The sequence below is a fragment of the Skermanella mucosa genome, assembly GCF_016765655.2.
In the GTDB taxonomy this organism is placed as follows: Bacteria; Pseudomonadota; Alphaproteobacteria; order Azospirillales; family Azospirillaceae; genus Skermanella; species Skermanella mucosa.
The window spans coordinates 368533-390708 of sequence record NZ_CP086106.1; the positions used below are offsets into that span (position 1 = coordinate 368533).

The window sequence follows — 22176 nt, forward strand, 5'->3', positions numbered from 1 at the left end:
GTATTCGTTCCCCGATGTCCGCTCCGCACGACGCGCTGTTCCACGCCCTGATCGACGACCCGCGCCGTGCCGACATCCTGATCCGCGATTATCTTCCCGCCGACATCGTGAGCCGGCTGGCGGACGAGCCGCCGATCCTGCTCGACGGCAGCTTCGTCGATCCGGAGCTGAACCCCACCCGGAGCGACCGGCTATTCGGCCTGTCGCTTCGCGATGCCGGTACCTTGCTGCTCCACGCCCTGGTCGAGCACAAGAGCTCGCCTTTCCCGTGGACCCCGGTGCAGGTGCAGGGCTACCGGGTCGAGATCTGGCGTCGCCTGGGGACGATCGGACCCGATGGAAAGCTTCGGTTGCCGCCGATCATCACCATCGTCTTCTACCACGGCCGGCGGCCCTGGACGGTGCCGACGTCGATCTCCGGCTGCGTGGATGCCGACGAGGACCTACGCCGGCTGGCGGGCGAGGCGAGCTATCTGCTGTGCGACCTGGGGCCTGTTCCGGACGCGGAACTGTCTTCGGACGGCGAGGTCCGGGCGGGGCTGCGGACCCTGAAGCATGCCTCCCGCTCCGGCGATCCGGAAGCCCTGCCGGCAGCCGTCCTCGCCGACCTGAGGGACGGGACGTTCTTTGAGGAACAGGTCATCCGATATATCATCCGGGCGTTTCCATCCGTCACGGTCGATCTGCTGACCAGGGTGGCGCGCAGGGTCAGGCCGGATCGGGAGGGGAACTTGATATCGCTCGCTGCAAAGGAATGGCTCAGCCAGGGCAGGACCGAAGGCTTGGCGGAAGGGCTGGCGAAAGGCCGCGAGGAGGGTTTGCTGCAAGGCGTCGCCAAAGGCAAGGCGGATGCCATACTGTTCTATCTGGAGTCGCAGTTCGGGACGATCCCTCCCGATCTGGAGGCCCGGGTACGCCGAACCGCTCCGGAGGCAATGGACGCGCTGTTCCGCAAGGCCATGGGCGCCGCATCGCTTGATGACGTCTTTTCCGCCGGCAAGCGCCGCCGGGCCTATCGCGGTAACGTGATGCGGCGCTCCGGCATCCGTCCCCTACCGCGCGGCGCCTTTCCGGCCCAGCGCGAGGAGCAGTCCGCCGGCGACCAGGCCCCAGAAGGCGGAGCCGATCCCGAAGAAGCCGACGCCTGACGCCGTCGTGACGAAAGTCACGACCGCGGGCAGGCGCTCGTCTTCGCGGCCGAGCGCGCCGGCCAGGGCGCCCGCGAGGCTGGAGAGCAGGGCGAGGCCGGCGACGGCCTGGATCAGCAGGGGTGGCGAAGCCGCGATGAAGGAGGCGGCGAAGCCGGCGAACAGGCCCAGCAGGACATAGGCGACCCCGGCCGCGACGGGCGCGAGATAGCGGCGCGCCGGGTCGGGGTGGGCCTCCGGTCCGGCGCAGAGCGCCGCGGTGATGGCGGCCAGGTTCACCGCGTGGCCGCCGAACAGGGCCGAGGCGGCGCTGAACAGCCCGGTCGAGACGAAGACCGGGGCGACCTCCGGCTGGTAGCCGTTGCCCCGCAATACCGCGAGGCCCGGCACGTTCTGTGAGGCCATGGTGACGATGAACAGGGGCACCGCGATGCTCACCACCGCGGGCAGGGTGAGTTCCGGCATCACGAACACCGGGTTCGGCCAGATGTCGGCCAGCGCCCCCTCGGGTATCGGGGTGGCGAACAGGATGATCAGCACGGTCACCAGCACGGCCAACGGCACCGCGTAGAGCCGGGCGAAGCGCCAGCCCAGCGCCCAGGTGACGACGATCGGGAGCGCCAGTTCCGGCAGGGCGCCGACCGCCCTGACCGGCGCCAGGCAGAGATCGAGCAGCACGCCGGCCAGCATCGCGCTCGCCAAGCCCATGGGAATGGCGACGACGGCGCGGCCGAAGGGCCGCCACAGGCCGGCGGCGACCACCAGGGCCGCCGCGACGATGAAGGCGCCGACCGCCGCGGGAAATCCGCCCTCCGGCACGCCGGTGGCGATCAGCAGCGCGGCGCCCGGCGTCGACCATGCGATGCTGATCGGCTGGCGGGTGGCAATGCTGTGGGCAGCACCCAGCAACCCGGTCACGAGGCACAGCGCCAGCAGGCCGGACGCGGCCTGGGCGGGAGAGGCGCCGACCCCGGCCAAGCCCTGGAGGACGATCGGGAAGGCGCTTCCGAACCCGACCAGGGCGGCGAGGAAGCCGGCGGTCACGGGCTGAAGCAGGGTCCGGGGTGCGGTATCCTTCCGCATGTTGGCTGTCCTTGTCGGTCTGGTCCGGGCCGGTATGATCCGGGGCCGTCTGATCCGGGTTGCGGTTCCGTGCGGGCAAGCCTACATGAAAATTGGATCCAATCAACAGGTGGATATCGGATGACCATGAACCGCCCTCCCGCTTCGGCCGGATTGGCCGCGCTGATCGCCGAGGCGCCGCCGCGCCATCGCACCGCGACGGAGTTTGTCGAGGCGACACTGCGCACGGCCATCCTCACCGGAAGGCTGGCGGGAGGCACGCCCCTCCGGCAGGAGGACCTGGCGGATGCCTTCCAGGTCAGCCGGATGCCGGTGCGCGAGGCCCTGCGCCAGCTCGAAGCCCAGGCGCTGGTCGATTTCGTGCCCCACCGGGGCGCCGTGGTGACGGAGATCTCCGCCGCGGACGCGGCGGACACCTATGCGATCCGGCTGGCGCTGGAGCCGGCGGCGCTGGCGTTGTCGATCCCGAAGCTGGAGGAGGAGGATTTCGGCCGGGCCGCCGACCTGATCGCGGACATGGACAGCGAGGCCGACCCGTCCCGCATGGGCGAACTGAACCGGCGCTTCCACATGTCGCTCTATGTCCGCGCCGGGCATCCCAAGCTGCTGGCGCTGGTCGAGGCGCAGCTCGCCTCGTTCGACCGGTACCTGCGCTTCCACCTCGCCGCCAAGGGACCGGAGCACATGTCCCAGGAGGACCACCGCGCCATGCTGGAGGCCGCCAGGGAGCGCGACGCGGCCCGGGCCACGGCGGTGCTGAAGCGGCATATCGGGACGGCGGCGGAGACGATCGCCCGGTTCTTCGCGGAGCGCTGAAGCGGGCTCTCCCGCCGGGCCGGGCTTACTGGGCCGGGTTTATTGGGCCGGGCTTACTTCCCCGGCGGTGGGCGGCAGGCTGATCCGGACCGTGGTCCCGGCGCCCTGGACGCTGTCGAGGGTCAGCGATCCACCGTGCAGGTCGATGAAGGAGCGGGCCAGCGGCAGCCCCAGGCCGGTGCCTTCGAACCGGCGGTTGGTGGCGCAGTCGCCGCGGTGGAACGGTTCGAACACCCGGGTCAGTTCCGAGGCCGCGATCCCCAGCCCGGTATCCGCGATCTCGATCCCGAGGCCGGTATCGCCCGAGTCGAGCCGGACCGTATCGACCGTCAGCCGTATGCTGCCTCCCGGCGGGGTGAACTTGACCGCGTTGGACAGGATATTGAGCAGCGCCTGCTTGATCAGCCTTTCGTCCGCCCACAGGCGGGGCAGCGGTTCCCGCATGATCCGCGTCTCGAACGCGATCCCGGCCGCCGCGGCGCGCGGTTCGATCAGGCGGACCACGGACGACACCAGATGGTCCGCATCCACCCAGTCCTGCGCGAGGTGGATACGCCCGGTCTCCACCTTGGCGACGTCCATGATGTCGGAGATGATCTGGAGCAGCAGCTTGCCGCTGTCGAAGATGTCGGAGGCGTAGCCGACATAGCGGGCGGAGCCGAGCGGGCCGAAGGTCTGGTTCTTCAGCAGTTCGGAGAAACCCAGGATCGCGTTCAGCGGCGTGCGCAGTTCGTGGCTCATGGTCGCCAGGAACTCGGTCTTGGCGAGGTCGGCGAATTCGGCGCGGTCGGCCCGCTGCCGGGCTTCGCACAGCTCGACGCGGCGGGACTCCGACGCGACGATGGATGCGACCGCCGAGCGGGCCTCGGCCAGCAGGCCGGGCGGCAGAGGTGATGCCGGTGATTCGAAGTCGAGCGACCCGTCGACACCGACCCGGACGGCGCTGCTGCCGGTCAGGTCCCTGAGGGCGGCGGACAGCGACTCCAGGGCGTCCCGCGCCGGCTCACCGCGTAGGACCGCGCCCTGGGCGCGCGCGATGGCGAGGAGCGCTTGTTCCTTGTCCTGGAAGTCCGCATCGCGAGTCCCGGGAGGCTGACGGCCGGTTTCCTTCCGGTCCGCGGCGCGTCCCGGCGTCGCGCGCAGTTCCGCAATGTCCCGATTCGCCTGCTCCAGCAGGTCCGCCGAGCGGCGCTTCTCCAGGTGGAGGGCGACCAGCCGGCAGATCGTGGCGAGTTCGCTCGACAGGCGGGGCAGCGGGACGTCCGGATTGTGCCGCAGGCGCAGCCAGCCATGGTGGGAACGGCCGGCCCGCAGGGGGATCAGGTGGGTCCTGTCCTCCGCCGGTCCGCGCCGGGTGACCAGGCGCAGGCTCCCGCCGGCGAGCGGATCCGCCGGAAGCGTTTCCAAATGCTGTACATGCTGGTCCCCAGTGTTGCCGAGCTGGAATTCGGCGCCGGATATTCCGGGGATGGTGTCGAGCAGGGCCGCGATCCTTCCAAGGGCCGGTCCCGGTGTCGGGGCCTCGTCGAGCCCGTTGGCGGCCGCCAGGATCCGGTTCAGCGTCCGCGTGAGGGACGTGTCGGTGGAGGACGTCTCGCGGGTGGAAACCGGGGATGCGACATGGGATCGCCCGAGCCGGACGACCGCGTCGCGACTGAAGATCGACCCATGTTGATCCTGGATGTCCATCTCGTTCGGCACTCTGCTCTCTCCCCGGCGTCACCACATGCGACGGCCATAATCCCTGTTCCGGACAGATTATCGGCAAAAGTCTATTACCGCAGTCTTAACTCCAGGTCATAGATGTGAAGTAAATACTGGGATATGAGCAAGCGATATTTTGGATGAACCCGCAGGCGAGAAAGATATATTTTAAACTCGCAGGAGTATCGTTTCATTTTTTCGCAGAAAGATGGTGTGGAAATCCCCGGCGGCGATCGATCCGTCCACCGCGGGCGCGCTTCCGGGGACTTGCGTGCCGATGCCGGCCTTCGTCTGTTGAGAAGGGCGTTGGACAAGAAGCATCGAGGATTGAACACCATGGACGTTCCGCTGGAAATCGCCTTCCACAATCTCGAGCACTCCGCAACCGTGGAAGCCCGCGTGCGCGAACGTGTTGCCAAACTGGAGAAGCTGTTTCCGCGGCTGGTGGCCTGCCGAGTGGTGGTCGAAGCGCCGCACCGGCAGCATCAGAAGGGCAACATCTATCGTGTCCGGATCGAGATGTCGGTGCCGGGCGACGACCTCGTGGTCAGCAAGGAGCCCAACCGGGCGACCGAACGTTTCGCGGACCCGGATGTCTATACCGTGCTGAAGGACGCCTTCGACACCGCCGAGCGCATGCTGAAGGGTTACAAGGGCAAGCTCACGAGCGACGTCACCAAGCCCCACGATGCGCCGATGCACGGCCACATCATGCGGATCAATCCCAACAACGATTTCGGCTTCCTGCGAACGGCCGAGGGGACGCAACTCTGGTTCCACCGCAATTCGGTGATGAACGAGGAGTTGGAAAGCTTTTCCGAAGGCGATCCCGTCCACTACGTGGAAGTCATCGGCGAGACCGGGCCGCAGGCGAGCAAGGTCTGGCGCGTCAGCAGCGAACACCAGCACCAGGACGAAGGACAGGCCTGATTACCCGTGATCCGGCGTCGGCCTCCGGGGCCGGCGCCGTCCGGGTGCCCTCGTGTCCAGGGCCGCGGGTGTTCGCGGGGCCTCAGTTGGACGAGGCGGTCTGGTCGGATTCGGGATATTCGGCGACTTCGATCCGGACGCGGGCAGTGCCGTCATCGGTCATGTCGAGCTTGCGGGCGGCGGCCCGCGACAGGTCGATGACCCGCTTCTTGGCAAAAGGACCGCGGTCGTTGACCTTGACCTTGACGGCCTTGCCGTTCTCCAGGTTGGTCACCTTGACCACGGTGTTCAGGGGCAGCGAGCGGTGCGCCGCCGTCAGCTTGTTCTGGTCGAACCGTGCGCCGCTCGCGGTCTTCTTGCCGTGCAGGCCGGGGCCGTACCAGGACGCGGTCCCGACCTGCCTGAAATCGGCACCGGGCTTTCCAGTGGAGTGGGCAGTATCGAAAGAAAACGGCAGGCAGATGGCAATCGCCAAAGCGGTGGCAGTCAGGGTTTTCTTGCAGGTCATCAGTCGTTCCGGCCGTAGTTGATGCTGATTCATAAACAGTTGGATGTGCGATTTGTTCCAATTATGGAAATTGCGGAACTTTGTCACGATTTGGACGTTTTCTGTCGGTCTTGTCCTGATTTCGGAGCTTATGAATGCCTAACATTTTCGTCATCATCGGCGTGATCGTCGTCATCATCGCGATCCTGTCGTTCCTCGGCCTTCGGTGACGGAACACGGCCGCCTTACCGGTCGTTGACGCTACCCCTTTCGATCCTTAGTGTGCCCGGAGTGATCTGAACGGAAGCCGGACAGGGGCGCGGTGCCGTGATCAAGGCGTTGCTGGTGCTGGTCCTCCTGGGGCTGGCCTTTCCGGGAATGGCGGGGCTGGCGGCGCCGGTGCGGGGCGAAACGCTCCGCATCGGGACCGACGCGCGGTACCCGCCTTTCGCCTATTTCACCGCCGAAGGCCGGTTGACGGGGTTCGAGGTCGACCTGGGCAACCAGATCTGCGACAGCCTCGGCGCCGTCTGCCAGTGGGTCGATATTCCGTTCGGCCAGCTTGTCCAGGCGCTTCGCGACGGCCGGATCGACGCCGTCATGGCCAGCCTCGCCATCACCGAGGAGCGACGGCGGCTCGTGGCCTTCTCCGCGAAATACTACTCCACGCCGATCCGGTTCCTGGCGGATCGTGCCGAAGCGGCGCCGATCACGGCGGGCAGCCTTGCCGGCCGGCGGATCGGCGCCGTCGCCGGCACGACCCATGTCGATCATCTCGCCCGAACCTACGGACCCGAGGTCCAGCCGACCCTGTTCGAGACCCAGGGGGAAATGCTGGAGGCGCTGGTCGCGCGACGGCTGGACCTCGTGCTCGCCGACGGGCTCGGGCTCTGGCATTTCCTCAACACGCCTCAGGGTGCCGGATTCGCCTGGATCGGGAACCCGCTCTACGTGGACGAGGGGATCGGCGTCGCCCTGCGACCCGGAGACACGGACCTGATGGAGCGGGTGGACGCGGCGATCGACCGGCTGCTGCGCAACGGAACCTTCCTGCGCATCAATTCGCGCTATTTCCCTTTCAACATCTATTGATGCCGCATCTTCCGAGGCCGTCCCGGCCGCCGGTTCGTCACGGCTCGCCGACCAGCCGGGCGACCACCGCCCTCAGGTCGGCCGGTTCGTAGGGCTTCTCCAGCACGGGCACGCCGGTCTCGCCCAGGAAGTCGCGCACGCCGTCGCCCAGCGTGTCGCCGGTGACGAAGACGATGCGCTTGAGCAGGCCGGGATGGCGGGTTTCCAGCTCGCGATACAGGCCGGGACCGTCCAGTTCCGGCATCCGGATGTCGCTTATCACCAGGTCGCAGGGCTCCGAGGCAAGGCGCTCCAGCGCCTCCATGCCGTTCTGGGCGACGGCGATGCAGTGGCCGTCGGGCTGGAGCATCTCGGCGAGGGTCAGGGCGATCTCGGGATCGTCGTCGACGATCAGCAGGTTCAGCGACCGGACGGTCGCCGGGGCCTGCGGCGGCTCCGGCGCGGGGGCCGGGGCCGGATCGCGCGCCGGCAGCTCGACGGTGAAGGTGGCGCCGCCGCCGGGCGTCTCGCCGAGGGTGATGGTGCCGCCGTGGCTGTCGATGATGTTGTGGCACATGGACAGCCCCACCCCGGTGCCGATCCCGGCCGGCTTGGTCGTGAAGAAGGGGTCGAAGATCCGGGTCCGGATGCCGGCCGGCACGCCGGGGCCGTTGTCGGCCACGGTCAGGCGGATCACCGGCGGTCCGGGGACGCGGACGACCGAGACCTCCAGCCGCCGCGGTCCGGGAGCCCCCTGGAGCGCCTGCCGGGCGTTGACCACCAGGTTGGTGACCACCTGGTTCAACTGGTCGGCATCGCCCCACAGCCGGGCCGGCGCGGGCGACAGGGCAAGGGCCAGCTCGATCCCGTCGGTGCGCAGGGAGTATCCCACCAGCTCGACCGCGGCCAGCACGATCTCGTTCAGGTCGACCTCCTGTCGCTCCGGCGGGCTGCGCCGTGCCAGGGACAGGAAGGTCTTGACGATGCGGGCGCAGCGGTCGGCGGCCCGGTGGATCTTGCGGGCGCGCTGGGCCGTCGGGTCGTCCGGCGCTGTTTCCTCCAGCAGGACGGACTGGCCGACGACCACCGACAGCGGGTTGTTCAGCTCGTGCGCCACGCCGGCCAGCAGCGAGCCCAATGCTGCCAGCTTCTCCGACTGGACCAGGGCCTCGCGCTGGCTGGCGATCTGGGCCTGGGCGCGCCGGCGTTCGGTGATGTCTCGGACGAAGGCGGTGAAGACCGCCTGCCCGCCGGCCTTGACCTCGTTGACCGCCAGCTCGACCGGGAACACGGTACCGTCGGAGCGCATCGCCTCGACCTCGACCCGGCGGCCGAGCAGATGGCGCTCGCGGGTGTCGAAATAGTGCCGCATGCCGGCGGTGTGGCGGGCGCGCTGGAGCACCGGCATGATGATGTCGCCCAGCGGCCTGCCCAGCACGGAGTCCCGGTCATGGCCGAAGGTCTGCTCGGCCGCCGGGTTGAACTCGATGATCCGGCCCTCGGCGTCGCTGGTGATGATGCAGTCGAGGGAAGAGGCGATGACCGCGGCCTTCAGGGATTCAGACGCCCGCAGGCTCTCTTCCGCCCGCTTGTTCTCCGTGATGTCCGCGGTCGAGCCGGCGACCCGGAGCACCCAGTTGGTGCGCGGATCGCGCACCGCGGCACCCGTCGTCGAGACCCAGCGCATCCTGCCGTCGCGGGACAGCAGGCGGTATTCCAGGGCCACCGTGTTCGAACGGCTCTTCAGGAAGGCCCGGTAGGCGCGGCGCACCCGGGTCGCGTCGGCGGGATGGATCTGCCGCGTCCAAGCCTCGGCCGAGGTGCCGAGGTCGTCGGCCGGGCCGCCGTACAGCTCGGCCATGCGGGGCGAGTAATAGACCGCGCCGGTGACCAGGTCCCAGTCGTACAGCCCGGCGCTGGCGCCGTCCGCGGCCAGGGCGAACCGCTCGTTGCTGAGGCGGAGCGCGCGCTCCTTCTCCTCCTGCCGGGTCCTGAACTGGCCGGCGATGCCGACCGCGAAGACCACCGAGGAGACCGCGGCTCCGGCATCGAACATGTTCGACGTCAGCAGGTTGGCCGGCAGCAGGTCCAGGCTGACCAGGCTGCGCGCCAGGCCGCCGCCCAGCAGGGCGGAGAAGGCGACCAGGAAGACCGGCCCGCCGTCCACCTTGAGGCGGATGGCGCCGACCCCGGCATGGAGGAACACCGCGACCATGCCGATCACGCACCACGGCAGCAGCCTGTTGACGAGCAGGCGGTCGAAGGCCGCCAGCACGGCCAGGCATGCCAGCCCCAGGACCAGCAGGCGGAGCACGCGGTAGAAGGTTGGCATGTGCCGCCGGACCGCCAGGAAGCTGTCGGCGAACAGGATGCCGGTGATCATGGCCAGCAGGATCGAGAGAGGCACCGAATAGCCGGTCCACCACGGCATGCCCCGCCACAGGTACTCGGCCAGGAATCCGTTCGCCGAGGCGATATAGAAGGTGACCGAGAGCTGCATCAGGATGAGGTAGAGCTGGCAGCGCTCGCGCATGACCCGCCAGATGAAGAACAGGTAGACGCAGACCGTCATCAGGATGCCGAACAGGGTCCCGAACAGGAGCTGTTCGGACCTGTCGGAAGTGTAGAGCGACGCCACGGACTGGATGACCAGCGGGATCGTCAGCGCGCCGCGGTTCTCCACCCGGACATAGAGGGTCGGCTGCTCGGTCGGCTGGAGCCAGAGGGGGAAGACCGGATAGCGGTGGGCCAGCCGGAAATAGCTCCGCGATGCCAGCATGCCGCCCTCGAGCGCCGTCCAGCCGCCGTCCGGCCGGGGCACATAGACCGTGACCCGGTCGACCAGGGCCTCGCGGAACACCAGGAACCAGTCCCGGTGGACGGCCAGGATGCTGTTCAGGGTCACGCGCGCCCAGACGGCGGACCGGGTCAGGCCGAAGTTCGGCTCGTCCTCCCGGCCGGGCCGGAAACGGTGGGAGAACTCGGGCGTCGCCACCTGGTCGATGGTCAGGCGGCCGGTCGGGTCCTCGAACAGTTCCATGTCGCGCCCGAGCGCGTAGACCTCCAGCTCGTTGACCAGCATGACCGTCCGGGCGGCGTTCTGCGCCCAGGCGGAACCGAGGGAGGCGACGAGCAGGCAGGCGGACAGCATCAGCGCCGCAGCCAGGGCTGCGGCGGCCCGCGGGACCGTCGAACCGACGGGGGAGGCCGCTCGTTGAGGCATGATGCTCCGGACGGACGATCACCGCCCGACGATGATCCAGGCACACCCGCATCGCCAAGCGGGATATGCGGGCGCGACATCGTGAAACGGGCCTGCCCGAAAGGGGCGGGACCCAAAATCCCGCCGGCGTGTTCTGCCAACGTGCCTTGCGGGCGCCAACCCTTACCGACGGAGGACGATCATGGCAGAACGGACGGCGGAAGCCGAATGGCGCGGCGCGCTCAAGGACGGGACCGGCCGGATCAGGACCGGCAGCGGCGTCGTGGACAGCGCCTATTCCTTCCCGTCGCGCTTCGAGTCGGGCAGCGGCACCAATCCCGAGGAGCTGATCGCGGCGGCCCACGCCGGCTGCTTCTCCATGGCGCTGGCCCATGGCCTCGCCGGCGCCGGCCATCCGGCGGAGCGTGTCTCGACCACCGCCAAGGTCCACTTGGAGAAGGCGGACGGCGGGTTCAGGATCAGCCGGATCGACCTGATCTGCGAGGCCGAGGTCCCCGGCATCGACGAGGCGGGTTTCCGGAAGCAGGCCGACGACGCCAAGGCCAACTGCCCCGTCTCCAAGGCCCTGGCGGCGACGGAGATCACCCTGGACGCCAGGCTGGCGTGACGGACCGTCGGCTATCCCGGGGGGCGCCGGCCGGGCCTTCGGGCCGGGTGCCGCATCTTCGAGTTCCACCCGGTCCGGATCTGCCCTAGAACAGCCACAGCAGTTGCATGCAAGCGGATCGGCCGAACGGGAACCGGGAGATGAAGCGCCTGACCTGCACCGTGATCATTCCCACCTTCAACCGGGCGGGCTACATCGCGGATGCCATCGACAGCATACTTGGGCAGACCAGGGCGCCGGATCAGGTCATCGTGGTCGACGACGGATCGACCGATGATACCCTGGCGGTGCTGGAGGCCTATTCCGGCCGGATCGAGGTCGTCTCCAAGCCGAACGGCGGCAAGTCGACGGCCATCAACAGGGCGGTGCCGCTGGCCCGGGGCGATTGCGTCTGGATCTTCGACGACGACGACGTGGCGCTGCCCGACGCGCTGCACCGCCACCTGGCCGCGCTGGAGGAAAACCCCGAGGCGGGATTCACCTACAGCGCGGTCCAGGTGGGGCACTCCGGTCCCGACGGAGGGATCGTCGTGCAGTACGAGGCGAGGCTCTGGCCGGCGGAACCGGACGAGTTCCTGATCCGGATGATGGAGCACTGCTTCGTCTACGGCCAGCCGGCGGTCGTCGCCAGGAAGGAGTGCCTGGTGCGGGTCGGCCTGTTCGACGAACGGCTGGTCCGGTGCCAGGACTACGACATCATGCTGAAGCTGGCGCGGCACTATCCGCCGGCGCGGATCGAGGAGCCGACCTTCATCCAGCGTCGCCATCCGGGCGCGCGCGGCACCCTGGCGCAGTCGTTCAGCGGCGCGGACCCTTCCGTCGCGTGGAGCCGCTACAACAGGATCTTCATTTCCGAACTGCTCGACACGCTTCCGCTGGACCGCTACGTCCCGAAGTCCTGGGCCTACAGCGAACGGACCGCCCGGATCCAGCGGTTCGCGATCGCGACGCGGCACGTCGTTCCGGACAGCGCCGGGCGGGACCTGGCCTGGATCGTCGCGAACGGCGGTGACCTGACGGCGGCCGAGCGCCGCATCCTGATCGGCGCGCTGACCCATTTCACCGCGCTGCGCGAGATCGGCACCGACGAATGCCGCCGCCTCGCGCGGGCATGCAAGGGGAGGATCGGCCGCCAGGTCCGGGTGTCGCTGGCCAAGGGGCTGGTCTATGAAACGGTGGCCGCGTTCCGGAGGAGGCGGTTCTCCGAGGTGCGCAGCCTGATGCCGCGGATCGTCGCCCTGGTCGGCATGGCCGGGGCCGCGGAGTTGCTGCGCGAGAAGCTCGGGCGGACGCCCCGGCGCCTGTCTCCCTCGCCCTGACGGGCGGGGAGGTGCGGGGGCCGACCCGTCAGAACTTGACCTTCAGCGCCGCCCGCAGGGTATGGACGCGGGCCTGGGTGGTGGAGTGGTCGATCGTCAGGATGCCGCCGTCGCGGTGCTGGGCGGTGAGGCCGAAGCGGATGCTGGTCTCGGTCGGCTGCACGGCCTCGTCCGCCAGTTCTTGGATATGCTCGATGCCGGCCCGCGGCATCAGCGAGCCCCACAGGTAATCGATCCGGTAGCTGGCCTGCACCCCGACGGTGCCGGTGGCGAGCTCGCTGTCGGCGCCGGAGTCGCCGCCCTCGGCCGCGGCGTAGTTGAAGCGCGTCGCGGCGGCCAGGGTCAGGCCGCCGTCCAGGCGCAACTCGTTGCGGACTCCCATGCCGCCGAACATCAGGTCGGCCCCTCCAGTCGCGAAGGACAGGTCGCCGGTCCCGGCCACCGCATCGAGCGTCAGGCCGGGCTTGACCATGTGGGCGCCGTAGACCGCGATGCTGCGGCCCGACAGTTTCTCCGCCGTGGCGATATAGCCGCCGGCGACACCGATCGAGCTGTGGTCGCCGACCTGCATGTCGGCTCCCGCGGTCAGGCCGGGGGTCTCCAGCATGGTGCCGCCGCGCTCGTGCCGGCCGGCCTTCTTGGCGAGGCGGGCGCTGCCGCTGAAGAAGGTGCCGACCGGGCCGGTGCGGGAATCCTTGATCGCCGGCGGCATGAAACGCGAGAAGGCGCGCAGCGGAACCTGCTTCTCGTCCAGTTCCAGCCGGAGCCGTTCGGCGCGGTTGCCGCCGTTGGGCGCGCCGCCGGCATGGGATGCGTGGAGATCGTTCAGGCGGTTGATCACGGCGCGGGTCTGTTGCCCGGCCGCGATCACGGCGTTGTTCAGGTCTGCCGGATTGATGGCGGGGTCGGCCCGGGACGTTGCCGAACAACCCAAGGCGATGGTGACGACGCTGACCAGGAGCCGCGTCGGCGATTTGGACTTAACCCTACGAGGCATCCCGGCCCCCTCCTTACTCCTAAAGTTCGGAGCACAGGGTGGGCGGGCCGGGTTTTCATATGGTTAACGAGATGCTGATAAAATGCCTTTGGTTGATGAAACCTTGCTGCGAGCCGCCGCGATTGCAGCCGCGTAGGGTACTGCGGTGAGCACCAGGAGCCCCGCCCAGGCCATCGCCTCGGTGTTGACGGTACCCTCGCGAATCACGATGCCCACGGCGCCCAGCGGCAGGAGCACGGCCAGGGCGAGCGCCGCCCGCCCGGCCAGGACCGACGGAAGGGCCGCCGCCGAGGCGCCGCCCAGGGCGCCCCGCACCGTCAGGGAGTTCGGCCCGCCGCCCTGGAGGACGAGGCGGACCAGTCCCAGCGCCGGCAGGGCCAGGCCCGGCACCAGATAATCGGGAACGGGGAAGTCCCGGTAGCGCCCGTCGAAGATCAGCAGCGCGGTCGCGACGACCGCGACCGCCGCCATGGTCCAGGCCGCGGCGGTGCCGGCGCCGGCCAGCACTCCGACTTTCCCGTCCCGCGGATCGGCCAGGAGGCGGGCCGCCGAGTCGAGGATCGCCGCGGCCAGGACGACCTCCAGCGCGAACAGCAGGGCGGCGCGGACTGTCTCGAACGGATAATAGGTCTGTGTCCAGGCGACATGGCCGGCCAGCACCAGGGCGCTCGCCATGCCTTGGGCCAGGACCGCCAGGGCCAGCGCGCGGCCGGGACTCAGGCGGGTGGCGAGACCGGGCACCGCCGCCGCGGCGGCCAGCACGGCGGCGATGGCCAAGCCGCTCGACAGCGCGAAGTGGCGCATCCAGTCCGGATTCTCGACGACCGGCCCGGCGAGCGAGAACTTGCGCTCCCGGTCGGCGGAGAACAGGCCCCAGTTGGCGCCGACGGTGCCCTCGTTGGCCGATTTCCAGCCCTGGTCGAAGGCCTCTACGATGTTGTACTGGAAGCCCTCGCGCTCGGCCATGCGGACGAACAGGTTGACGAACCGGGCCTTGTTGACCAGCCCGGTCTCGGCCGGGCCGCGGGTCCGCCCGGCGGTCGGCCAGCCGACCTCGCCGACCAGGATCGGCTTGCCGGGGAAACGCTCGCGGATCTCGCGGTAGGCTTCGAGGATGCGTTCCTCGGCGCCCTCGACGCCGGCCGGGACGTCCTCCCAGTAGGGCAGCAGGTGGATGGTGATGAAATCCACCTCGTCGGCCACCTGCGGGTATTTCAGCCACCATTCCCAGACATCGGCATAGGTCACCGGCTGCTTCACCTGCGCCTTGACCCGCCGGATGTATTCGACGAGCTGGTCCACGGTGCGGTCGCCGCGCAGAAGCACCTCGTTGCCGACGATCACCCGGTCGATCACGTCGGGATACTCGTTGGCGAGGCGGATCTGGGCGGCGATCTCCTTCTCGTTCAGGTCGGTCTTGGGACCGATCCACGAGCCCTGCATCACCTTGATGCCGTAATCGCGGGCGAGCGGCGGGACGTTCTCCAGCCCCTCGCGGCTGGTGTAGGTCCGGACCGCCGTGACCTCGTCCTTCAGCAGGCGGAGATCCTCCTCGATCTGGGCCGGCGTCGGGTAGACCATGGTCAGCGGGCTCTGCCCGTCGCGGAACGGCGCGAAGGACACGCTTTGCAGCTTGCCGCCGGGGGGCGGCTCAAGCGGTTGGGGACGATTGGGAAGCGCCCACAGGGCGAAGTTGCCCAGGATGGCGACGGCCAGCACGGCCAGTAGGACGGGGACACGCATGGCGGCGATATCTACACGAAATCGCCGCCGCCCGGCATGGAAAAACCGCTCCTGCCGGGCCCGTCCCGGCGCCCCTTCCAGTGCCCCTTCCAGTGTTGGGGTCAGGCGTCGGGACGGGACTTGGCGCGGGTCAGCAGGAACACGGCCGAATTCTCGTCATAGGCCGGCAGCTGGGTCGTCGTGATGTCCGGATTGCGGCGCAGGAACTCGTCGAAAGCGCGCTTCTCGCCCAGGTTCTGCTCCGCGAGGCCGCCGGCATGCCAGTCGTCGAACAGGAAGACCGCGTGGTCGCCGATCAGGGGTTCGAGGAAGGCCAGCGAATCGTGGGCCGAGGTGTAGATGTCGCAGTCGATCATGGCGATCCCGACATGGCGGATGCCGTGCCGTTCGACCAGTTCGGGCGTCAGGGTATCCTTGAACCAACCCTTGATCAGGAAGGTCTTGCTCCAGTCCACGCCGCGGCGGGTCAGCAGCTTGCGGGCGAACTCGACCGACGAGGCGAGCTGGCCGCTGCTCCAGAGCTGGTTGTCCTGGTAGTCGGTTTCCGGCGGCAGTCCCTCGAAGCTGTCGAAGCCGAACTGGCGGACGCCGGGCGTGCCGGTCTGCACCAGCGCGTCGTGCATGCAGGCCATGGACGAGCCGTAGCAGACGCCGAACTCCATGTAGTCGCCGATCGGCTTGCCGCCGTTCAGGTCGCGCAGGCGCCGGACGGCGTCGGTGAAGCTGGCGGTGAGCTTCTGTTCGGGCACGAGTCCCTGGCCGGCCAGGGCCCGCCGCTGGGTGCGGACGCGGTACAGCCAGCGGTTCACCTTGCGGGAGGGGCCGAACAGGCCCAACGCCATCAGCAGGCGATAGAAAGGCGTATTGAATCGCTCGGCACCGAGGGGCCGAGCGGTATCACTATCGTTGACCGTCATCGGGGCCGGGTTCCTGTAATAGTTTCATCAGTTGTCATGAACGGATGAAGACCATATTGGATGCATCCACACCAGGATTTATATGTCTTGCCTCAAGAGAAGATGCGAAATGGTTATTGACACTTCAAAGAAAAGAAAGAATTTTGAGGAATACAAGTAGCTTTTCAGCCAAAAATTCACCATGTGGGATAAATTTGGTCCAACCCTGAAACGCCAGCACGCAATCTAGAGCTTTAATTAGTTCACTGCAACCCGCCGCGGTTCCTCAGAGTCCAGTCTGCGGCTGACCCGGCATGAAGAAGTAGGTCGACAGCCCGCGCTGGTTCTCGTCGATGATCAGGCGGTGGTTCAACGGCGGGAAGGCGCGCTGGCTGCAGTCCAGGCGCGGGCACAGGCGGCAATTGACGCCGATCGGCGTCGCGGCGCCGACATTGTCCAGGTCCACCCCTTCGGCATAGACCAGTTGCCCGGCATGGGCGACGTCGCAGCCCAGCCCGATGGCGAACTGCTGGGGCGGGCTGCGCCAGCCGCCGCCGCTCTTGTCCACCGTGCGGGCGATGCTGAAATAGGTCGTGCCGTCCGGCATGCGGGCCAGCTGGGTCATGATCTGCCCCGGCGACCGGAAGGCGTCATGGACGTTCCAGCGCGGGCAGGCGCCGCCGAACCGCGCGAAGTTCAGGCTGCCGGCGCTGAACCGCTTGCTGACGTTGCCGGCGTTATCCACCCGGATCAGGAAGAACGGCACGCCCTTGGCGCCCGGCCGCTGGAGCGTGGTCAGCCGGTGGCAGACCTGCTCGAAGCTGGCGTCGAACCGGTGTCCCAGGATCTCGATGTCGTACCGGACCGACCGGGCCGCCTCGATGAAGCGGTCGTAGGGCATCAGGACGGCGCCGGCGAAATAGTTGGACAGCCCGATTCGGGTCAGCCGCCGCGCCTCGTCGCCCGACAGGGAGGTCCCGGCGGCGAGCCGGTCCAGCAGCTCGCGGTGGTGGAGCAGGGCGATCTGGCAGGCGAGCTGGAAGTTCCGGCCGCTGGGCGGCAGCATCTCGGACAGCAGGATGCGCCGGCTGTGCCGGTCGAACCGGCGCAGGCCGGTGCCCATCACGTCCATGGGCATCAGCTTGACGCGCACGCCGTGGGCGCGGCTGAGGAAATCGGTGAGGCCGCGGTAAAGGTCGCCGCTTTCCGCCTTCAGGTCGCGCCACAGCTCCTCCGCGGCGCTTTCCAGCTCGGGGAAATGGTTGCCCTGGGCGTGGAAGAAGTCGCGGACCTCCTCCACCGGGAAGGCCGCGGCCTGGACGACCTGGAGCTTGTCGCGGTCGGCCACCCGCCCGGCCAGCGCCTCGATGTCCTCGCGGGCCTCCCGATAGGCCTGGTAGAGCGTGACGACAGCCTGTCCGAGCGTCGGGGCGACGGCCGCCAGCTCCCGGAAGTCGGAATTCTTGACGTCGCTGCCGGTGAACAGCGGGTCGGCGAACACTTCGCGAAGCCCGGCGATCAGCCGGCTCTCCTCGTCCTCGGCGAAGGCCTGCAGGTCGATCTCGAAAGCCTGCCCCAGCTTCAGCAGGAGCTGGACCGTCACCGGACGCTGGTTGTGCTCGATCAGGTTCAGGTAGCTGGCGGAGATGCCGAGCTGCTCCGCCATCTGCGCCTGGGTCAGGTTGTGGTCGCGCCGCAGCCGTCGGACCTTGTGGCCCAGCATCGCCTTCTTGTCCGCTCCCACCGGCCATCCCCCGTCTTCGCCGCAGTGCCGCAAACTTTACAAGCTTTACGGAATTACAGCAAGGCATGGACAGGGCTTTACAGGATTACCCTTTTACAATCAGTCACTTATTGCCCATGCGACATTATGGCGATACCTGTGGTTCATCGCTGCACCGCAACCCGCACAGCGGTTCAGGCACGGGGCACCGGCCCCGGAGAAGGGTATAGGAAGGAGATCGCGACCATGGCACCGCTCGACCACAGCACCGGCTTCAACGCCGTCGAAGAAATCCACGCCAAGCGCTGGAACGGCATCAAGCGCGACTACACCATGGAGGACGTGGCCCGGCTGAGCGGCTCGGTCCGGATCGAGTACACCCTGGCCGAACTGGGCGCGCGGCGCCTGTGGGAGCTGCTGCACACCCGCCCCTACATCCATTCGCTGGGCGCCTTCACCGGCAACCAGGCCATGCAGATGGTCAAGGCCGGGCTGGAGGCGATCTACCTCTCCGGCTGGCAGGTCGCGGCCGACGCCAACCTGGCCGGATCCATGTACCCGGACCAGAGCCTCTATCCGGCCAACTCGGTCCCGTCGGTGGTCAAGCGGATCAACAACGCGCTCCAGCGCGCCGACCAGATCCACCACATGGAGGGCAAGTCGGGCACCTACTGGTACGCGCCGATCATCGCCGACGCCGAAGCCGGCTTCGGCGGTCCGCTGAACGCCTTCGAGCTGATGAAGGCCATGATCGAGGCGGGCGCCGCGGGCGTCCATTTCGAGGACCAGCTGGCGTCGGAGAAGAAGTGCGGCCATCTCGGCGGCAAGGTGCTGCTGCCGATCCAGCAGTTCGTCCGGACGCTCAACGCCGCCCGCATGGGCGCCGACGTCTGCGGCACCTCGACCCTGCTGATGGGCCGCACCGACGCGGAGAGTGCGCAGCTGATCACGTCCGACATCGACGAGCGCGACCACCCCTTCATCGACCGCGAGGACCGCACGCCGGAAGGCTTCTACCGCATCAGGAAGGGCGTCGGCGTCGATTACTGCATCGCCCGCGGCCTGGCCTACGCGCCCTATGCGGACCTGCTGTGGTGGGAGACCAGCAAGCCCAACCTGGAGGACGCCCGCCGGTTCGCCGAGGCGATCCACAAGGAGTTCCCGGGCAAGATGCTGGCCTACAACTGCTCGCCCAGCTTCAACTGGAAGGCCAACCTGGACGACGCCACGATCGCCCGCTTCCAGCAGGAGATCGGCGCCATGGGCTACAAGTACCAGTTCGTCACGCTGGCGGGCTTCCACAGCCTGAACTACGCCACCTTCGACCTGGCGCGCGGCTACAAGGAGCGCGGCATGGCGGCCTATTCCGAGCTCCAGCAGAAGGAGTTCGCGGCCGAGAAGGAGGGCTTCACCGCGGTCAAGCACCAGCGCGAGGTCGGCACCGGCTATTTCGACGCGGTCAGCGTCGCGGTTTCGGGCGGCAAGTCCTCCACCACCGCGATGAAGGACAGCACCGAGAGCGACCAGTTCCACTGATCCGCTCCACCGGACGCGGATCACCGTATTTCACCCAGCGAGACCTCAACCTTTCGAAAGCGATGGAGATTGTCATGGGAAGCAGCAATCGTTTCTGGGTCGTCGGCGGCGAGTACAAGGACACCCGTTTCTCCGAGATGAAGGACGGCACCCAGAAGATGTTCGGGCCCTTCGACAGCTACGAGAAGGCCCGGTCCAAGTGGCAGGTCCAGGCGGAGGCGACCCGCAGCAACTGCCACATGCGGTTCACCATCGCGCGGGAAGGCTGACGGCGCGGCAGCGTCGTATCCCTCCGGACGTTGGAGCGGACCGGCGGCGGCGAGGTCACTCGCCGCCGCCTTCGTATGTTCGTCTTTATCTTTGTCGGCACAACCGCACCGATGCCGATCATTTCAAGGTTTGCGCTGGACGCGTATCTCGTATGTGTAAAATCATATCGCTTGTCCCACCAATCACCGGGTTCCGAGCGGATAAGTTGATCATGGCGGCATTGCGCCACTACCGGCCAGGCGGCGGCCGGTACCGATCGGTTGCGCTGCGGAATTAAACATTGACTTGGCGCATGAAAGCCGCCACTTAACCTTCATGCTTCGAAAAGCTTGACGGTGCCTTTGCGCCCCGGCTACGGTCGCGCCCCTTCCGGGACAGACCGTCTCACAGGCATCTGCATCTCGCGCGTTGGCCGAGCCCAATTTGGATCCGTTCAGATCAGGGGATCCGTTCAGATCGGGGATCGGTGGATCGAGCCGCTTCACGGCGGACCTCGCTGCGATCTTTACAGTTGCCGACGTGGTTCGCCGGGTTGTCGCAGCCGCGGCGGGCCGAAGCGTCCGACGTCACACGACACAACCAATGGAGGATTGCTTTGATGGATCAACCGCTCGCGGGCAAGACCATCGCCATCCTGGTGGCCAACGGTTTCGAAGAAACCGAGATGACCGAGCCCCAGCGTGCCCTGCTCAAGACCGGTGCCAGCCTTAAGGTGATTTCGCCTGAGCAAGGTCTGGTGAATGGTTGGCATGGCAAGGCCTGGGGACATTATTTCCCGGTCGATCAGCAGATCACCGAGGTCCTGGCGGCCGATTTCGACATGCTGATCCTGCCCGGCGGCGAACGCAGCGTGGCGAAGCTTGCCGGCAACGCCCATGTCCGCCGGATCATCAGCAGCTTCATGGACGGCGGCAAGCCGGTCGCCGCGATCGACGACGGCGTCAGCCTGCTGGCCGTGGCCCAGAAGGCCAGTGGCCGCACCATGACCGCCTCGCCGACGGTCCGCGAGACCCTGGAGGCCGCCGGCGCCGTGTGGAGCGACGAGCCGATCACCCTCGACAAGGCCCTGGTGACCGCTGACGGCCTCGACAGCCTGCCGGCTTTCGTCGACCAACTCGTCAAGTCGTTCACGGACGCGGCCCAGGTGAAGAAGGCCGCCTGACGGACTTCCCGACTGTTTCGACGCCCGTTCGAAAGCGCCGCATCCTCCGGATCGCGGCGTTTTTCGTTTCTCCCCGGTCTCCTTTGTAACTTTTCAGGACACGAAGGAGCCAAGGAGCGGGTTGATGCGTTTCTCCGCCGCAGCCTCCTTTCCGCCGTGGTGAAAGGCGGCTCGTCGAAGCCGGAGAGAATGAACCCGTGATCCCGTCCCATATCCGACGCCATGGCTTGGCGTCCGCCGTCTGCCTTGTCCTGTCCGGTACCGCCGGCCTGACCGCAGCATCGGCCCAGGCGCCCGACGACGCCTTCATCGCCGGCTACGCCGCCGCGATCGTCCAGCGTGAATTCGGCCTCGCGGCATCCCAGGTGACGGTGTCGGGCGGCGTGATCCAGGTCGATGCCGAAGCTCTGGCGTCCTCCGCCGGGCCGCGCCTGCGCACCGCCCTGGCGGAAATCCCCGGCGTCACCGACGTGCGGGTGCGCGAGGCGGCCGTGCCGCCCGCGTCGGCACCGGGACCCGTGCTGGCGCAGCCGCCGGCCGCCGCTTCCGCCGCCCCGGCCACCGCGGTGGTGGCGCAGGGCGCGGAGATCCTGCCGCGCAACAACCTGTTCGAACCGCTGATCGCCGATCCCCGCTGGCCGCGCTTCTCCGCCAGCTACCGGTACTACCTGGACGATCCGGACGTGGAGCATGCCGGCGCGGTCAGCTTCGGCGAGACTTTCCCCCTGTATCGCAACAGCCTGTTCGGCGGGCGCTGGGAGATCGGCTTCCAGGCCGCCGTCTTCTCGGTCTTCGACCTGAACAGCGACAGCATGGACCTGGTCAACGCGGACTACTGGGTCGGCGTCCCGGTGTCGTGGCGGCGGGGCGATTTCTCGGTCCTCGGCCGGATCTTCCACCAGAGTTCCCACCTGGGCGACGAGTACCTGCTGCGCGAGGAGATCGACCGGTCAAGGCGCATCAACCTGAGCTACGAGGCGGTCGAGGGGCTGGCCTCCTATGATATCAACGACGAGTTCCGGGTCTATGGCGGGGTCAGCTACCTGTTCGACCAGGAGCCGTCGGACCTGGAGCCCTGGGGCACCCAGGCCGGCGTGGAGTACGAGAGCCGGGACACCTATGCCGGCGGGCTGCTGCGCCCCGTGGCCGCGGTGGACATGAAGTTCCGCGAGGAGGCGGACTGGGACATGGATCTGTCCCTCCAGGCGGGTTTCCAGCTCGAAAGCAGCTTTCTGGCGCCCCGGAACATCCGGCTGCTGGCGGAATACTACAACGGCTCCAACCCGAACGGACAGTTCTACTCCCGCAAGCTGGAATATATCGGGATCGGCATCAACGTTCAGCTCGACTGACGTTCGGAATTGGCCACAGATTCACGCAGATTTCTTTTGGAAATAAGCTCTCGCAGCCCGCAGAGGATCGGGCATGCGGGAGCCCATCTGCGTCCAATCGCGGTAGGGA

At 67.8% G+C, this 22176-nt stretch carries 18 protein-coding genes; 10 read left to right on the top strand and 8 right to left on the bottom strand.

Features of this window, described 5'->3' with window-relative positions; translation table 11 throughout:
- Positions 1-14: 14 nt before the first annotated feature.
- Positions 15-1148 (top strand): Rpn family recombination-promoting nuclease/putative transposase, encoded by a 1134-nt coding sequence (locus tag JL100_RS01710; protein ID WP_202683899.1) that lies wholly within the window; start codon positions 15-17, stop codon positions 1146-1148.
- Here the strand turns inward: JL100_RS01710 and JL100_RS01715 are convergent.
- Positions 1053-2231, bottom strand: coding sequence for a benzoate/H(+) symporter BenE family transporter (locus JL100_RS01715; protein ID WP_202683898.1), 1179 nt, complete (start codon positions 2229-2231; stop codon positions 1053-1055). The two genes, JL100_RS01710 and JL100_RS01715, sit on opposite strands and share 96 nt — an antisense overlap.
- Positions 2232-2357: 126 nt before the next feature.
- Here JL100_RS01715 and JL100_RS01720 point away from each other — a divergent pair, with 126 nt between their 5' ends.
- On the top strand, positions 2358-3047 hold the full coding sequence (locus JL100_RS01720; protein WP_202683971.1) for a GntR family transcriptional regulator: 690 nt from the start codon (positions 2358-2360) through the stop codon (positions 3045-3047).
- A gap of 39 nt (positions 3048-3086) precedes the next feature.
- On the opposite strand, the gene JL100_RS01725 is transcribed toward JL100_RS01720, so the two are convergent.
- Positions 3087-4748 (bottom strand): sensor histidine kinase, encoded by a 1662-nt coding sequence (locus JL100_RS01725; RefSeq protein WP_202683897.1) that lies wholly within the window; start codon positions 4746-4748, stop codon positions 3087-3089.
- A gap of 216 nt (positions 4749-4964) precedes the next feature.
- Between JL100_RS01725 and JL100_RS01730 the strand changes: the two genes are divergently transcribed.
- Positions 4965-5681 carry an HPF/RaiA family ribosome-associated protein gene (locus tag JL100_RS01730; protein ID WP_202683896.1) on the top strand — a complete coding sequence of 239 codons (717 nt, stop codon included), beginning with the start codon at positions 4965-4967 and terminating at the stop codon, positions 5679-5681.
- 82 nt (positions 5682-5763) lie between these two features.
- Here JL100_RS01730 and JL100_RS36635 read toward each other — a convergent pair whose 3' ends face one another.
- Complete coding sequence (locus JL100_RS36635) at positions 5764-6276, bottom strand: septal ring lytic transglycosylase RlpA family protein (RefSeq protein ID WP_323378378.1); 513 nt, start codon at positions 6274-6276, stop codon at positions 5764-5766.
- Positions 6277-6495: 219 nt separating this feature from the next.
- On the opposite strand from JL100_RS36635, the gene JL100_RS01740 reads away from it, so the two are divergent.
- Positions 6496-7260, top strand: coding sequence for a transporter substrate-binding domain-containing protein (locus JL100_RS01740; protein ID WP_202683895.1), 765 nt, complete (start codon positions 6496-6498; stop codon positions 7258-7260).
- A 37-nt stretch (positions 7261-7297) separates the two neighbouring features.
- On the opposite strand, the gene JL100_RS01745 is transcribed toward JL100_RS01740, so the two are convergent.
- A complete protein-coding gene (locus JL100_RS01745) occupies positions 7298-10462 on the bottom strand; it encodes a PAS domain S-box protein (RefSeq protein ID WP_202683894.1) in 3165 nt (1054 codons plus the stop codon).
- A gap of 181 nt (positions 10463-10643) precedes the next feature.
- Here JL100_RS01745 and JL100_RS01750 point away from each other — a divergent pair, with 181 nt between their 5' ends.
- Positions 10644-11069, top strand: coding sequence for an OsmC family protein (locus JL100_RS01750; protein ID WP_202683893.1), 426 nt, complete (start codon positions 10644-10646; stop codon positions 11067-11069).
- Positions 11070-11209: 140 nt separating this feature from the next.
- Positions 11210-12388, top strand: a complete 1179-nt coding sequence (locus tag JL100_RS01755; protein ID WP_202683892.1) for a glycosyltransferase — start codon at positions 11210-11212, stop codon at positions 12386-12388.
- Positions 12389-12416: 28 nt separating this feature from the next.
- Here the strand turns inward: JL100_RS01755 and JL100_RS01760 are convergent, their stop codons facing one another.
- The 4 genes from JL100_RS01760 to JL100_RS01775 form a co-directional block, all read right to left on the bottom strand.
- Positions 12417-13385: an autotransporter outer membrane beta-barrel domain-containing protein gene (locus tag JL100_RS01760; protein ID WP_202683891.1), complete on the bottom strand. Its 969-nt coding sequence runs from the start codon at positions 13383-13385 to the stop codon at positions 12417-12419.
- 63 nt (positions 13386-13448) lie between these two features.
- The gene (locus tag JL100_RS01765) at positions 13449-15128 is read right to left on the bottom strand and encodes a glycoside hydrolase family 17 protein (protein WP_202683890.1); all 1680 of its coding nucleotides are present in this window, start codon (positions 15126-15128) and stop codon (positions 13449-13451) included.
- A 101-nt stretch (positions 15129-15229) separates the two neighbouring features.
- Complete coding sequence (locus tag JL100_RS01770; protein ID WP_202683889.1) at positions 15230-16045, bottom strand: TylF/MycF/NovP-related O-methyltransferase; 816 nt, start codon at positions 16043-16045, stop codon at positions 15230-15232.
- A 265-nt stretch (positions 16046-16310) separates the two neighbouring features.
- Positions 16311-17747: a helix-turn-helix domain-containing protein gene (locus JL100_RS01775; protein ID WP_202683969.1), complete on the bottom strand. Its 1437-nt coding sequence runs from the start codon at positions 17745-17747 to the stop codon at positions 16311-16313.
- A gap of 246 nt (positions 17748-17993) precedes the next feature.
- On the opposite strand from JL100_RS01775, the gene aceA reads away from it, so the two are divergent.
- From aceA to JL100_RS01795, 4 genes are all read left to right on the top strand, one after another.
- A complete protein-coding gene (aceA, locus tag JL100_RS01780; RefSeq protein ID WP_202683888.1) occupies positions 17994-19283 on the top strand; it encodes an isocitrate lyase in 1290 nt (429 codons plus the stop codon).
- A gap of 74 nt (positions 19284-19357) precedes the next feature.
- Positions 19358-19552: a DUF4170 domain-containing protein gene (locus tag JL100_RS01785; protein WP_202683887.1), complete on the top strand. Its 195-nt coding sequence runs from the start codon at positions 19358-19360 to the stop codon at positions 19550-19552.
- 599 nt (positions 19553-20151) lie between these two features.
- The gene (locus JL100_RS01790; RefSeq protein WP_202683886.1) at positions 20152-20715 is read left to right on the top strand and encodes a DJ-1/PfpI family protein; all 564 of its coding nucleotides are present in this window, start codon (positions 20152-20154) and stop codon (positions 20713-20715) included.
- Between the two features lie 197 nt (positions 20716-20912).
- Entirely contained in the window at positions 20913-22067 is a 1155-nt protein-coding gene (locus JL100_RS01795) for a DUF1207 domain-containing protein (protein ID WP_202683885.1), read from the top strand.
- Positions 22068-22176: the final 109 nt, after the last annotated feature.